General features: G+C 52.3%; 12 protein-coding genes. 8 read left to right on the top strand and 4 right to left on the bottom strand.

Going from position 1 to position 14,175, the window contains the following annotated elements:
• Positions 1–43: 43 nt before the first annotated feature.
• The 4 genes from FKN99_RS08945 to FKN99_RS08930 all read left to right on the top strand — a co-directional run bounded on the left by FKN99_RS08945 (position 44) and on the right by FKN99_RS08930 (position 5,181).
• Complete coding sequence (locus FKN99_RS08945) at positions 44–937, top strand: AEC family transporter (RefSeq protein ID WP_172117536.1); 894 nt, start codon at positions 44–46, stop codon at positions 935–937.
• Positions 938–1,036: 99 nt separating this feature from the next.
• The gene (locus tag FKN99_RS08940) at positions 1,037–2,215 is read left to right on the top strand and encodes a PQQ-dependent sugar dehydrogenase (protein ID WP_172117535.1); all 1,179 of its coding nucleotides are present in this window, start codon (positions 1,037–1,039) and stop codon (positions 2,213–2,215) included.
• A gap of 108 nt (positions 2,216–2,323) precedes the next feature.
• Positions 2,324–3,769: a sensor histidine kinase gene (locus FKN99_RS08935; RefSeq protein WP_172117534.1), complete on the top strand. Its 1,446-nt coding sequence runs from the start codon at positions 2,324–2,326 to the stop codon at positions 3,767–3,769.
• 11 nt (positions 3,770–3,780) lie between these two features.
• A complete protein-coding gene (locus FKN99_RS08930) occupies positions 3,781–5,181 on the top strand; it encodes a sigma-54-dependent transcriptional regulator (RefSeq protein ID WP_172117533.1) in 1,401 nt (466 codons plus the stop codon).
• A gap of 91 nt (positions 5,182–5,272) precedes the next feature.
• On the opposite strand, the gene FKN99_RS08925 is transcribed toward FKN99_RS08930, so the two are convergent.
• Both FKN99_RS08925 and FKN99_RS08920 read right to left on the bottom strand, forming a co-directional pair.
• Complete coding sequence (locus tag FKN99_RS08925; protein ID WP_172117532.1) at positions 5,273–5,473, bottom strand: hypothetical protein; 201 nt, start codon at positions 5,471–5,473, stop codon at positions 5,273–5,275.
• 281 nt (positions 5,474–5,754) lie between these two features.
• Positions 5,755–6,162: a hypothetical protein gene (locus FKN99_RS08920; RefSeq protein WP_172117531.1), complete on the bottom strand. Its 408-nt coding sequence runs from the start codon at positions 6,160–6,162 to the stop codon at positions 5,755–5,757.
• Between the two features lie 384 nt (positions 6,163–6,546).
• On the opposite strand from FKN99_RS08920, the gene FKN99_RS08915 reads away from it, so the two are divergent.
• The 4 genes from FKN99_RS08915 (at position 6,547) to FKN99_RS08900 (ending at position 11,408) form a co-directional block, all read left to right on the top strand.
• Positions 6,547–7,749 (top strand): quaternary amine ABC transporter ATP-binding protein, encoded by a 1,203-nt coding sequence (locus FKN99_RS08915; RefSeq protein ID WP_172117530.1) that lies wholly within the window; start codon positions 6,547–6,549, stop codon positions 7,747–7,749.
• Positions 7,749–8,579, top strand: coding sequence for an ABC transporter permease (locus FKN99_RS08910; protein ID WP_172117529.1), 831 nt, complete (start codon positions 7,749–7,751; stop codon positions 8,577–8,579). Before FKN99_RS08915 ends, FKN99_RS08910 begins: the two co-directional genes overlap by 1 nt.
• A 152-nt stretch (positions 8,580–8,731) precedes the next feature.
• A complete protein-coding gene (locus tag FKN99_RS08905; RefSeq protein ID WP_172117528.1) occupies positions 8,732–9,604 on the top strand; it encodes a glycine betaine ABC transporter substrate-binding protein in 873 nt (290 codons plus the stop codon).
• Between the two features lie 160 nt (positions 9,605–9,764).
• Positions 9,765–11,408, top strand: coding sequence for a BCCT family transporter (locus FKN99_RS08900; protein ID WP_172117527.1), 1,644 nt, complete (start codon positions 9,765–9,767; stop codon positions 11,406–11,408).
• Between the two features lie 70 nt (positions 11,409–11,478).
• Here FKN99_RS08900 and FKN99_RS08895 read toward each other — a convergent pair whose 3' ends face one another.
• Together FKN99_RS08895 and FKN99_RS08890 are read right to left on the bottom strand one after the other, a co-directional pair.
• A complete protein-coding gene (locus FKN99_RS08895) occupies positions 11,479–12,204 on the bottom strand; it encodes a 3'-5' exonuclease (RefSeq protein ID WP_172117526.1) in 726 nt (241 codons plus the stop codon).
• A 1-nt stretch (position 12,205) separates the two neighbouring features.
• Positions 12,206–14,116 (bottom strand): DUF294 nucleotidyltransferase-like domain-containing protein, encoded by a 1,911-nt coding sequence (locus FKN99_RS08890; protein ID WP_172117525.1) that lies wholly within the window; start codon positions 14,114–14,116, stop codon positions 12,206–12,208.
• Positions 14,117–14,175: the final 59 nt, after the last annotated feature.

Genomic DNA, 14,175 nt, shown 5'->3' with positions numbered 1-14,175 from the left:
TCATTAACGACAATAGGCAACCCACGATTGCCAAGGACCGTTAATGCTTGCCGAACTGTTTGCTGTTATGGCCCCCGTACTTGCCGGTGCGGGGTTAGGTTTTTTGTGGATTCGGCTAGGACACCCTTATCCTGTCGATTTTGTTACTCGACTGGTTTTCAACATCGGCACGCCCGCGCTGGTGTTGGCCTCGCTTGCGGGTGCCGACATAGATGCCGACACCTTTGGTCGCACCATGCTGGCGACTGCGCTGGTGATCATCACCATGGGGCTAGCGACCTTTGCTGTTGCCAAGCTGCTGGGCCGTGACTGGCGCGTTCTGCTGTCTCCCATGATGTACCCCAATACCGGCAACATGGGGCTACCAGTGGTTCTTTATGCATTTGGTAGCGCTGGTTTTGCTTATGGCATCACGGTGATGGTAACGGTCTCGCTGTTCCAGTTCACTCTGGGCTCTGTTCTCAATAGCCAAGGCAACCCGCTAAAAACGCTCGTTAAGACCCCGACGGTATATGCCATTTTAATTTCCATGGTGCTGCTGCTAACCGATACCTCACTACCGCCTTGGCTTGGCAACACCGTAGGCCTTATGTCGGGCTTTACCGTGCCGCTGATGCTGATCACCCTGGGTGTTTCCTTGGCGAGCATTCAGGTAAAAAGCCTGCGTTCCGGGTTAGGGTTTAGCCTCGTGCGCATACCGTTGGCGGCGGTGGCGGCCTGGTTCATCGCAGGCTGGGTAGGGCTTCCGCCGCTGGCGCAAGGCATTCTCGTTTTACAAATGTGTATGCCCGTGGCGGTGTTTAACTATTTATTTGCCCAGCGTGCCCGGCGTGAGCCAGCCTACGTGGCCAGCCTGGTATTTTGCTCGACCCTGTTAGCACTGATCTACCTACCGATACTGTTAGCACTCCTAATGCCTTCTCTTGGTGGGGAATGAGCCCAATAGGAAAAGTCCCTGCTAGACTGATGATGGCCTTATTACAAGGTTCGCCCCGCTGAGGTTCCCCTTGGGCTCATCACTACAGGAGAATGCGCTATGCACGTGGAACAAAACGCCAAGCCGGTTACTTCATGGCTATCAACCGTTTTGGGCGGACTGCTGCTAACGAGTGCAGCGGGTACGGCGCATGCTGAGGTTGTCCATGAATCTATCGAAACCGAGCATCTAGCCGTCGCCATTGAGCGGGTAGCCTCGGGGTTTGAACACCCTTGGGCGGTGGCATTTCTTCCAGATGGCCGCCTCCTGGTAAGCGAGCGCAACGGGCAACTAAATCTGGTGGATTCGCGCAGCGGTGAATATCAGGCGCAGGAGGGCATGCCAACGGTCAATCATCATGGCCAGGGTGGCCTACTTGACGTGGTACTACACCCGGATTTTGCAGACGGCAGCGGCGAACACGACTGGATTTACGTTACCTGGAGCAAACCCGACGCTAACAACAGCCGTACAGCGCTTTCGCGTGTTTACTGGCAAGATGACCAATTAGGCGATGTAGAGCATCTGTTTGAGCAGGATCGCGCCTCGGCTCCCGGTCGCCATTACGGCTCACGCCTGGCCTGGTTAAACGATGGTACGCTGCTTATGAGCGTTGGCGACCGGGGTTCGGAGCCTTCCAGAGCGCAGGCGCGCGATGACCACGCAGGCTCTACGCTGCGCTTGACCGAAACAGGCGGCGTGCCGGAAAACAACCCGTTTGTGAATGATGCCAACACCCGAGATGAGATCTACTCGCTGGGTAATCGTAATATTCAAGGTATGACCGTATTGAAAAACGGTGAGCCGTGGGTATCGGAACATGGCCCGCTCACGGGAGATGAGCTGAATCACATCAAGGCAGGTGCTAACTACGGCTGGCCTGAGGTTACGCTCGGCAACGATTACGCTACCCAGCAACCCATAGGCGAAAAGTCGCTGCCAAGCATGGAAGACCCGAATTATGACTTTGAAGGACGTTTTGCACCATCCGGCTTAGCCGAAGTCAGAGGAAGCACGTTCAACGCTTGGGAGGGCAACCTGCTCGCAGGTGGTTTAAGCAGTGAACAGCTGCTACGCCTCACGCTTAATGGCGATGAAGTTACTGAAAGTGAGCGTATTCTTGATGGTCATATTGGCCGTATTCGTGATGTGCGCCAAGGCCCAGACGGCGCCATTTACTTGCTAACCGATGAGCGCCAAGGCAGCCTTTATCGGCTACTGCCTGCAGAATCCCCTTAATCCGGCGATTCTTTGATGGCCCCATGTTCATAACTCTATTCATCAACCGCCGTTTCTACTGATAATGCTTTTCACTGATGAAACGCTTAATGCCACCATGGAAGCAGCATGCGACTTCGTAATTTAATTATCATCACCGTCATCGTACCGCTGTTTGTTGTATTGGTGGTGTTCAGCTTAGTGGCCATAAAATCGCTGGAAGACAATGTTCGCTCCAAACTGCAAACGGAAGTCGAGATCATTACTCGGGCGCTTAGCACCTCACTGAGTGGTGCGGTCTCCCGAGACAGCCCAACACCGCTAGAAGAAGCACTGCAATCGGCGTTTTCGTTCCATCGAATTTATGGCGCTTACGTCTTTGACCTTCAGGGGCGCGAAGTTTACGGGCTGGGCTTAGGCAAAGACCTTTTCTCTCCCGAAGAGATCCGCCAGGTAATTGAGCAGGATGACCTTTACAGTAATTATCGCCAGTATGATGGCTGGACCTATTACTCGGCCATCATCCCACTACGCACCCAGGATGGCACCGTTCATGGTGCACTTCAGGTTAACCGCTTAAATACCGGCATCGAAAATTACACCGGGTTTATAAGTATTGTGGCGGTTCTGGTGTTTGTCATTGGCGCAGCTGGCATCGTCTTTAGCATTTGGTGGGGGTTTAGGCGCTATATTGAACGTCCGCTTAATCGTTTATTGCACGTTATGCTGCTGGTGGAAGACGGTGATCGTAGCCAGCGTGCGACGATAGACGGCCCGGCTGAGTATAGTCGGCTTGCCTCAGGTTTAAATGGCATGCTCGACGCCATGGCTGAAAAAGATCACGATATTGAAGAGCGTCAACAGCGTGAAATTGAGCTTGAAAAGCGCCTGCGTAAATCCAAAAAACTGGCAGAGCTGGGTGTTCTTGCAGCCGGCGTCGCCCACGAAATTGGCGCCCCCCTTACGGTTATTAACGGCCAGGCCCAGCGGCTAGCTCGCCGAAACGTCATTGGCGATGAGGAACGGGCCAAACTTGTCCGCATTCGCGGCGAAGTTGAGCGAATTGTCGAAATAGTTCGTCAATTAATGGAATTAGGCCGACAGCATAATGTCGAAAAAGGCGAACTGGCGCTTGATCGGTTAATTCAAAATGCCAGCGATTTAGTAGAAGAGGAGCTTGAACCGCGAAATATCCGGTTGGATATCCATCTTCCCTCGCCCACGCCTCATTTACTGGCAAACGAACAGCAAATCGTTCAGGTGCTTACCAATCTACTGCGTAATGCAGCGCAAGCTCCTAACGTAAGCCATATCCGCGTACGCGTACGTACGCATGATCATGAATTAACGCTCTATGTAGAAGACGATGGCCCTGGCATCCCTGCTAGCAACCATCAGCACGTTTTTGACCCATTTTTCACTACCAAACCGGTGGGTCAAGGCAGTGGCTTGGGGCTCTCCATGGTGCACCGTATTATTAATGACCACGGCGGTACGATTGGTGTGTTTGACAGCGCTCTTGGTGGCGCTGGATTTGAAATCACACTTCCACTTAGTGAAACCGCATCCGCTTGAGGACAACATTTGTGACCCATCAGGAACATCCTTTACCTTTGCTGGTAGTGGAAGATGACCCCGCTATCCGAGAGCTTTTAGAAGAAGAGTTGAACGATGCGGGCTATCAAACGCTTGGCGTGCCCAGCGCTGAAGAGGCCATTGCCCTACTAAGCCATACCCCTGTGGCCATGATGATTACCGATGTACGCCTGCCGGGGATGACGGGCATTCAGCTGCTGCAGCAAATTCGTCAAAGTGGCAGCGAATTGGGGATCATCGTTATTACCGCTTTTGGCACTATCGATCAGGCCGTTGAAGCGCTCAAGCTTGGCGCCAACGACTTCCTGACCAAGCCACTTGACCTTGATGCTATCCGTGAGGCGGTCTTTCGGGTGCTGGAGCGCCAGCGTCTATCGCTTTCACACGATACAGAGCTCAGCCACTTTCACGGCATTGTGGGCAAAAGTAATGTTATGCAGTCGCTGTTTCATGACGCATCGCGATTGGCTAAAAGTAATGCACCCATTCTTATTTTGGGGGAAAGCGGTACCGGCAAGGAGCTTTTGGCGCGCGCCATTCATCAGGAAAGCCCTCGCCATGAGGCCCCTTTTATCCCCGTCAACTGCGCCAGCATACCTGCTGAGCTGATGGAAAGTGAGTTTTTCGGCCATGTGAAAGGCGCCTTTACCGGGGCCAATGAAGCGCGCAAAGGGCTTTTTCATACCGCTCAAGGTGGCAGTCTGTTTTTAGATGAAATAGGCGAAATGCCGATCAACCTCCAGGCCAAGCTGCTCCGGGCGCTTCAGGAAAAAACCGTGCGCCCGGTCGGCGGCGAGCGCGAAGAAGCTGTGGATGTGCGCATCATCGCGGCGACCCACCGCAACCTGGATAAAGAGATTGAGCAGGAGAGTTTTCGTAGCGACTTGTTTTATCGTCTGGAAACCTTTTCACTGCGCATTCCTCCCCTGCGTGAACGGGGCAGCGATATTGAACATCTGATTTTTGCGTTGATTGATAAACATGCGGAAGCGCAAAACAAGCAGATTGAGCAAATTGAGCCCGAGGCACTCAACAGCCTGCTGAATTACACCTACCCCGGTAACGTCCGCGAATTGGAAAACGCCATTATGCGAGCGGTAACGCTCAGTGAAGAGGGTCTTTTGCAGCACCAGGATTTACCCGAACGCTTGCGCGAGAATTCTCATCCGGAAGCTGGTGCCGAGATCACGCCGACGTTAAGCGGAGAAGTACTGCCAGGGGCACAGTTACCGACGCCCTCGCCCACTCGATGGCCTAGCCTGGAGGAAGTGGAAAAGCGCTATATTCGAAAAGTGCTCGAAGCGACAGGAGGCAACAAACGCCGAACAGCGGAGCTTTTGGGTATCGCTCGACGCACACTCTATCGCCGTCTTGAAGATAGCGAAGAGTAGATCAATAGGACTGGTTCAATCGGACTAGACCAACAGGACTCTGTATGAAAAGGCCAACCCCCATCGCTGGTCTGGCCTTTACGTGAAAAACTTAAGTACCGTCTTCTGTTGGCGGTACGCCGGTAGCATCATCATTGGCCATCGGCCCCTGATTCAGCGGTTCTTCAGGCTCCGGCTGAGCATTCTCATTGGGGGGACTGTCTTCTCCACATCCCACCAGAAAAACCGTGCTTGATGCGCAGATAAAGGCCAACAACAGTGCCTTGATGCGTGTTTTATCGAGTATCACCATGCCGCTCTCCTTTGCTTATCACAGTGGTATGAGTACCAACCTTGCCTTTATCAACCTTGTCTTTATCAACATAGCCCTTATCAACATAGCCAGGCGCGTCTACGATGCAAGCGTCTGGCTACGATAGCGCGGGTACACGAGTAGCAACCCTTAGTAGCATCATACTTCAGCGCAAAAAAAACCCTCGCAGGTGCGAGGGTAAAGATGATAAACCGTGTGGAGCAGCCGCAGGGAACGAACAGCTGAAGCGGCTTATCATCGTAGGGAACAGTACGTAGGTATTAGCCGTTAGTTAACTCATCATCATTTTCTTCATCGGCGGCTCCTGGCATGGGATCTGTACCTTCACCAAAACCGGGCTCTTCTTCAACATCCTGGGTACGCGCCTCATCTTCAGGCTGTATTGACTCTTGCGGGACAATTGCTTCATCGTTATCTGCTGAACCCGTGCCTGCTGGATCAGCGGGATCTGCGGCTTGATCCGTTGAGGAAGGCTCTTGGGTCATAGTGGCATCCTGCTCAACGTCAGGTGCTGCACTTTGCTCCATGGTTTCAGGCTGTTGGGCAGGCGGCAATTCTTCTTCATTGTCACCACAGCCAGCAAGCAAGAGGACACTGGCAGCAGTTGCGATCATGCACAAAGAAAGTAGACGTGGGCGCTTCGCTTTTACATCCGCGTGCTTATTCATAAAATTCATCTCCTTGAAACCTGCAAAAAACATCCTGAATCACTATCCCAAACCAAGCACACATCAAGCCAACTCAATGAATTATTAAAAATAATAATTAAAATCAACATCTTAAAAGAAACAATCACTATTAACAATCAACCACGCGTGGGCGCAAAATGACACATGTGGCATTTCTTGACCGCGCTTAAAGAGGCGTTGTGACACAACCCTCTCATTTATGTATAATATTTTTTAATAAATATACAACCATATACTGTTTTTTCATTATGAATGCTTTGTGTGGCTGCTTTATACAGAAGGTGGTGCTGCTTTTATGTAAATGGCGGCAAATCAGAAAGAGCAACCATACAAAGCGCCTCATACACATAAAAGGCATCGCCTATGGATGAGCAACGTCCTGTTAAAATTAGAGTCCGAGGCTTAAGTAAGGTCTTTGGTAAACAACCTCGAAAAGCATTAGAGCTACGCGACCAGGGTCTTAAACGTCCAGAAATCCTTGAGCAAACAGGCCAGACACTCGGCCTTTCCAACATATCCTTCGATGTTTATGAAGGTGAACTCCTCGTCATCATGGGCCTTTCGGGCTCAGGCAAATCGACACTGATCCGCTGTCTTAATCGCCTGATTGACACAACGGAAGGTGAGATCATCATTGATGATGAAAACATTCCCACCCTGAGTGAAAAAGCGTTACTGGAGTGCCGACGCCGCCATTTCTCGATGGTCTTCCAAAATTTTGCGCTGTTTCCGCATCGCACGGTGCAAAAAAACGCAGAGTTTGGCTTGGAAATACGCGGCATTGATAAAGCCGAGCGTCATAAAATCGCCCATACCGCCCTTAAACAGGTGGGTCTGGAAGGCTGGGAGAACGCGTATCCCCACCAGCTTTCAGGGGGAATGCAGCAGCGCGTTGGCCTGGCCCGCGCACTGGCTAACGATGCCAGCGTACTGTTAATGGATGAAGCATTTTCAGCGCTTGACCCCTTGATTCGTAAGGACATGCAACTGGAACTTTTGCAGCTCCAAGCCAAAATGCAAAAGACCACGGTCTTCATTACCCACGATTTGGATGAAGCGCTGAATATCGGTGATCGAATCGTGCTGCTTAAAGATGGCGAAGTCGTCCAAATTGGCACTCCTGAAGAAATTCTGACCCAACCTGCGGACGATTATGTGCGTCGGTTTATCGAAGGGGTCGACCGCTCGCGTGTGCTAACGGCCGAGAGCGCTATGCGCCCACTGCGTAGCACCGCGCGTGATAGTGATGGCCCCCGCACGGCACTTCACCGCATGCGGGACCACGCAATTGACTCTATCTACGTAACTGACCGTGACCGCCGTCTGCTCGGGCTACTGGAAGCCGAGTCCGCGAGTACGGCGATCAAGGAAGGCGCCGAAAAAATCGCCGACTACCTGACTCAGGACTTCCGCAAAGTGTCCCCCGACGAGCCGTTGCAGAACCTGTTCGCCATGTTTAGTGAAAAGAGCTTTCCTATTGCCGTGGTAGATGAACAGCAACGCCTTCTGGGCGTTGTGGTGAAAGGCGCGGTACTGGATGAATTGGCACGAGCAGGAGAACCGTAATGGACATTCCCCGTATCCCGCTAGGCAGTTGGATCGAAGGTGGCCTCACTTGGCTAACCAGCGAATACTCTGTGGTTACTCGCGGCATTTCACGCTTTACCCAAACCGGGATTAACAGCCTGAATGATGGGCTGATGTGGCTACCGGAGTGGGCACTGCTGGCCATTATTGCGCTGCTTTGCTGGAGGCTTGCGGGCCCGCGCTTGGCACTGGGAGCGGTCCTTGGCTTGGCATTAATCTGGAACATGGGCCTTTGGGGACCCATGATCGAGACGTTAACGCTGGTGGTGATCGCAACCGTCGTTGCCGTTGTCATTGCACTGCCTATCGGCATTACCGCGGCCTTATCGGAACGCCTTTATCGCTTGTTCATGCCGCTGCTGGATTTTATGCAGACCATGCCTGCGTTCGTCTATCTGATACCGGCCATTCCCTTTTTCGGCATTGGTTCTGTGTCCGCCATTTTTGCCACGGTTATCTTTTCCATGCCGCCCGCCATTCGCTTTACGACGCTCGGCATTCGTCAGGTACCTACAGAGTTAATAGAAGCTGCGGATGCTTACGGCGCTACTCGAAGCCAAAAACTATTTAAAGTGCAGCTACCGCTCTCGTTACCTACTGTGATGGCGGGCATTAACCAAACGATCATGCTAGCGCTTTCCATGGTGGTTATTGCCGCGATGATAGGTGCCGATGGGCTAGGCAGCGAAGTATGGCGTGCAATACAGCGCCTGCGCCCAGGCGACGGCTTTGAAGCCGGTATTGCCGTTGTTATTCTGGCCATGCTGCTTGACCGTTTAACGCAGTCGTTACGCAAGACCTCAAGGTAAGCTGACTGAAATACCCAACGACAACGAGAAAATGAGAAGTAGCTTGATGGGGTGTTAGCCCCTTTGACTTGATGAGCTTTATTTTCACGACCATGCTGAATTGCCTAACATGATGTTATGTTAAGGCAAACAATACAAAAGGGAGCAAGTGAATGAAAACACGTATGCTAAATCGTCGTATCCGTCTGGCCTCTGCCGCATTGATTGCAGGTACTGGGTTAGTCGTAGGCAGTGCCGCTCAGGCGCAGGATCAAGGCACCATCAATCTTGCGTATGTTGAATGGTCGTCAGAAGTAGCCTCCACTAACGTCGTTGCTGCGGTGTTGGAGCAGGCTGGCTACGAAGTAGACATGACTTCGCTTTCCGCAGCGGCCATGTTCCAGGCGCTTTCAACCGGTGACGCCGATGCGATTGTTGCCGCATGGCTGCCGACAACGCACGCTGAGTATATGGAGCGCATTGGTGACCACGTCGAAGACCTGGGCCCCAACCTGGACGGCACCAAACTGGGGCTCGTCGTACCGTCTTACACAGACGTTGACTCGATTGCCGACCTTAATAGCAACGCAGACCTCTTTAACAGTGAGATCATCGGTATAGACCCTGGTGCAGGCCTGATGGGCTTGACGGAGCAAGTTGTCGATACCTATGACCTTGATCTTCGCCTGCGCAGTGGCAGCGACGCCACGATGGTGGCAGCGCTTAGTAACGCCATTAATAATGAAGAAGATATCGTGATCACCAGCTGGACGCCCCACTGGATGTTTGCACGCTGGGACCTTAAATACCTGGAAGATCCAGAAAACGTGTTTGGAGGCGCTGAGCAAATTCATACCGTTGTACGTAACGGTTTTGCCGATGAAATGCCAGAAGCCTACGCGATTCTCAATGCATTCGAATGGACCCCAGAGCAAATGGGTGAAGTAATGCTGATGAATCAGGAAGACGGAAGCGACCCCTACGAGAACGCCAAGAAATGGGTCGAAGAAAACCAGGATGTGGTTGAGCAATGGCTAAATAGCTAATCGCTATCCGCCACTGTGCCGACGTCAGTTGATACTGGGGTCGGCACCTTTGTTTGCACTTACAAAACAGTTCCAATAAAACAGCAATACAATGCTTGTTAATATATAGTTAAGCAAAACGACACTACGCGTGTTTTCTAATTAGAACGGAGAGGTACTCGTGGATAAACAAGAGCCCAATAGCTCCCCTGAGGAGCCAAAATCCCCTGAAGGCATACCCGCTCCCGATGGGGCGGCAAATCTGATCGATACCGACTACGTTGTTGGTCAGGACAACATTACGACCAATAAAATGGGCTTTGACCTTGACCTGCACGGCAAGGTGTTTAGCATTTCAGCGATTATTGTACTGCTATTCGTGGTCTTGACGCTGGCGCTGCAAGACACCATTGCGCCGGTATACGATTCCATTTTCAACTTCCTAACCGGCAACCTGTCCTGGTTTTTTATCACGGCTGCCAACATATTCGTTATTTTATGTATTGGTTTGATTTTCTCCCCGTTGGGTAAAATCCGCCTTGGTGGCGTCGACGCCAAACCGGATTACACCTATATGGGCTGGTTCTCTATGCTGTTTGCCGCTGGCATGGGCATTGGCTTGATGTTCTTTGGCGTAAATGAGCCACTTACCCACTTCGGCACCGCCTTTGATGGCAGTAATTGGGCACCGCTTGGCGGCGCCGAAGGCAACGCTGCAGCAGCCACATCGCTTGCCATGGCAGCCACCATTTACCACTGGGGCCTGCACCCTTGGGCGATTTACGCCATCGTGGCACTTTCGCTGGCCCTGTTCTCGTTCAATAAAGGCTTGCCGCTTTCAATGCGCTCGGTGTTTTACCCCATTTTGGGTGAGCGCGTTTGGGGCTGGCCAGGCCATGTGATCGATATTCTGGCGGTGTTTGCATCGCTGTTTGGTTTGGCTACGTCACTAGGCCTAGGTGCCAGCCAGGCGGCAGCGGGGCTTTCGTATTTGTTTGGCGCGCCTGAAAGCGATGTCACGATGATTCTATTGATCGTCGGCATTACCCTGGTGGCGATTGCATCCATTGTTGCTGGTGTTGATAAGGGCGTGCAACTGCTCTCCAAGATCAACATCGCCATGGCGGCGTTGCTACTGTTCTTTGTGATTGCGGTAGGCCCGACTCTGTTCATCGCGACGGGCTTCTTTGAAAACCTGTGGAGCTATGCGACTCACTTCACCGCGCTTTCAAACCCGTTCGGCCGTGAAGATGCTAACTTCAGCCAAGGCTGGACAGCCTTCTACTGGGCATGGTGGATCTCCTGGTCTCCTTACGTCGGCATGTTTATCGCCCGCGTATCACGTGGCCGTACGGTTCGAGAGTTTTTGATTTCCGTACTTATTATCCCCTCAGTAGTATCGGTACTTTGGATGACGACCTTTGGCGGCACCGCCATTGATCAATATGTAAGCCAGGGTATTAGCACCGTGCGCGATGCGGGCGTCGACCTTCAGCTATTCCTGATGCTGGAGCAATTGCCACTGGCACAAATCACCTCTTTCGTGGCGATTTTGCTGGTCATCATCTTCTTTGTCACCTCCTCCGACTCAGGCTCGCTTGTGATTGACTCCATCACTGCGGGCGGCAAAGTGGATGCCCCCACACCGCAACGCGTGTTCTGGGCGATCATTGAAGGCGCCATTGCCATTGCGCTACTGCTGGGCGGCGGCCTTACGGCGCTACAAACCATGGCCGTTTCCACCGGTTTCCCGTTCACCATTATTCTATTGGTGGCGTGCTACGCAATCGTCAAAGGTTTGATGAGCGAACCCAAAGCGGTGTAATTAATCGGTACGCATGACCAAAATGGGCAGCCCAAGGGCTGCCCGTTTTTTTATGGGTGCCGGTGCCGTGCTAGCACCAGATATTTTTTAAAGGCGTATCTGGCTGATAATGGGTGGCGATTTGCGCCTGGAGAAGTTCTGCCGTGGCCAATGCATCGACCAGCGCATGATGCCCCTGGTAGGCAGGCAAACCATAGCGGGCACGGCTAGCGTTTAAACGTATTGAAACCGGGGGGCGTCCCAACCAGCGGCGAAAACGTGCCCATAACGTTTGTCGATGTATCCTCGCCTCAAGCGACATCGTATCGATCATTGGGAACATCACCCCCTCGCCCCGCCGTGCTTTAATCGCCGTATCCAGGAAGGGCCGCTCAATATTGCGAAAGTGCACCACGACCAAATGGCCCGCGAGCGCGTCCAACAACTCATCCAGCACCACGTCCAAATCCGGGGCATCTGCCACCTCGGAATGGGTAATATGGTGGAAAGCTATCGAGGATTCAGACAGCGTTCTAGTGGGCTTGACGACCCAATAACGGCGCTCCGCGAGCTTGATACGGTCCAGTGTAAACGGCACGACGCCCATACTAACAATGGCATGGCGCCGCTCATCCAAACCGGTGGTTTCCAAATCCAGCGCAACCATCGGCACGTCAGCAATGGGGGTATCACCAGAAGGCAGTGATGTGGCAAAAAACCGCTGGATAGCAGGGTCTTTCGCCTGGCGCTCACGCTGCGCCATATAGTCAATCCAGTCGGGCTGGGTGATGCGGTGACGCGGGCGAATGCCTAGCATGTTAGTGCCTCTGCCGTTGAGCGGGCACCGGGTAACGGAACTTTAAAAATTTCTGAGCATTGCTAAGCACATGGAAAGCATCTTTCAGCGTATGCCGCTCGCTGTCCTCTACATTTTCAGGCTCAATATTGTTATCTGGCTCTCGGTCTTCCTGAATATCGATCATCTGGTGGCGCAACCGCGTCATACATAAAAACTCAAACGCATAGCTCAGCTTATCGCTAACACCTGGAGCTAAAAGCTGGGTATCGCTTATATCTTTTAGTCGCTGAAACGTATTTTGCGCTTTGGAACCACACGCCAGCGCATGGATACGGATTAGGTCAACCATCGGCGCTGTGCCACGGCGTTTCAGGTTAATTGAATTGTTATGCTTGCCATCTTTTTCCATGACAAAGGTACGGAAGAAGCCAAGCGGCGGCGTACGGTTCAACGCGTTACGCGCCATTGCCGCTAAAAACAACGGCGATTCAGCAGCTCTACGCGCAATTAGGTCCTGTAGCGTTTCAACAAAATGTTCTTCGCCATAGATGCTATCAAGGTCAAAGAAGATCGAACTCTGCAGCAGCTTTTTAGGCGTCGGATTGGAAATCCAGTCTCCAAAATAGTCTTTCCAAACGCTCAGCGGCTGACGCCACTCTTGATTGGTGGCCATGATATCGCCTTTGCAGTAGGTATAACCGCAGGCATCCAGCCCATCGCTAACAAACTTGGCCAACGCATAAAAATAAGCGTCATGCTCTTCAGGGATAAAGTCATCAGACAAAATGAGCGCGTTATCCTGGTCAGTCACAATGCTTTGTTCATTGCGTGCCATTGAGCCATTAACCATAAAACAGTAAGGCACCGGCGGTGGCCCAAGCTCAGCTTCGGCCAATTCCAGCAGGCGCCGGAAGAAGCTACGCCCCACCGTTGAAAGCGCGCTGCCCACCATTTGCGAGTTAGCACCCTCCTGAACCATTCGCACAAACGCCGCACTAACATCAGGTGCCAGCTTAGCAAGTCCTTGTGCGCTGGACTGATTGAAAACATTGCTGACCAGGTAGAGTCCGCTATGCGTTTCATAGCGAATAATATCGGAAAGGTGCACCACGCCAACAGGCCGCTGCCGATACAGCACCGGCAAGTGATGAACATTGTTGCGCAGCATGGTCAGCATGGCCTCATATATCGACGCATCCGACTGTATGGTAATCAAATGAGAGGACGCGACATCGCCAATCGCGGTTTGTGGTGAAAGCCCCTCTGCCACGACCCGGGTTCTAAAGTCACTATCGGTAAAAATACCCACCATTTTCCATTTGGCGCCCTCGCTGTCTTGAAAACTGTAGCGCGGGCTGCCGGTGCATTGGGTGAGCACAATGGCCGCTGATGCCTGGGCATCGTTAATTTGCTGGGCAACCTGCTGAAGGCTGGTGGTGGATGCCACCATGACGGGATAGCGGGTCACCAGTTTGCGAATACGCGTGACCATCATATCGTTCGACTTTTTTTGTTGCTCGGCAACCGTTTCAAGCCGTGGCCGCTCAAGCTCTACAAAGTCAGCGAAGTTATCGTCCTCTTCGCATAAGCGCTGAAAGACATCGTTGGGAATAAAATAGATCAGCGTATCTTCAATCGCCTGGGCCGGGAAGCGCACTTTGTGATTCCGCAATAAGCTAAAGTGGCCAAAAATATCCCCCTCGCCTAATCGGTTATAAAGCTCACCCTGGCGGCGATACACCTCAACGGCGCCACTTCTTATAAAGCACAGCTCACTAACGATATCATTTAGCTCCAAGATCTCGCTGCCCGTTTTGAAATAGCTGACCTCAACGCGCTCGGCAATCGCATCAAGCAGCTCATCCGAGAGACCATCAAAAGGAGGAAACTGGCCCATAAATTGGCGTATTTCAAGTAGCTCTACGTCCATGTGATCTCCCAAGACGTGTCTAATAGATAAGCCGAGTTTGGCTCGGTTCATCACTAGCG

The sequence above is a fragment of the Halomonas hibernica genome, assembly GCF_013183775.1.
Lineage (GTDB): Bacteria > Pseudomonadota > Gammaproteobacteria > Pseudomonadales > Halomonadaceae > Vreelandella > Vreelandella citrativorans.
The sequence above is the reverse complement of the archived record's forward strand: the minus strand, read 5'-3'. Positions and strand labels throughout refer to the sequence as shown.

What these genes read in the sequence shown, in the direction of transcription:
- FKN99_RS08945 (WP_172117536.1), top strand. Translation starts at nt 44, where the DNA reads ATGCTTGCCGAACTGTTTGCTGTTATGGCCCCCGTACTTGCCGGTGCG.
- FKN99_RS08940 (WP_172117535.1), top strand. Translation starts at nt 1,037, where the DNA reads ATGCACGTGGAACAAAACGCCAAGCCGGTTACTTCATGGCTATCAACC.
- FKN99_RS08935 (WP_172117534.1), top strand. Translation starts at nt 2,324, where the DNA reads ATGCGACTTCGTAATTTAATTATCATCACCGTCATCGTACCGCTGTTT.
- FKN99_RS08925 (WP_172117532.1), bottom strand. Translation starts at nt 5,473, where the DNA reads ATGGTGATACTCGATAAAACACGCATCAAGGCACTGTTGTTGGCCTTT.
- FKN99_RS08920 (WP_172117531.1), bottom strand. Translation starts at nt 6,162, where the DNA reads ATGAATAAGCACGCGGATGTAAAAGCGAAGCGCCCACGTCTACTTTCT.
- FKN99_RS08915 (WP_172117530.1), top strand. Translation starts at nt 6,547, where the DNA reads ATGGATGAGCAACGTCCTGTTAAAATTAGAGTCCGAGGCTTAAGTAAG.
- FKN99_RS08910 (WP_172117529.1), top strand. Translation starts at nt 7,749, where the DNA reads ATGGACATTCCCCGTATCCCGCTAGGCAGTTGGATCGAAGGTGGCCTC.
- FKN99_RS08905 (WP_172117528.1), top strand. Translation starts at nt 8,732, where the DNA reads ATGAAAACACGTATGCTAAATCGTCGTATCCGTCTGGCCTCTGCCGCA.
- FKN99_RS08895 (WP_172117526.1), bottom strand. Translation starts at nt 12,204, where the DNA reads ATGCTAGGCATTCGCCCGCGTCACCGCATCACCCAGCCCGACTGGATT.
- FKN99_RS08890 (WP_172117525.1), bottom strand. Translation starts at nt 14,116, where the DNA reads ATGGACGTAGAGCTACTTGAAATACGCCAATTTATGGGCCAGTTTCCT.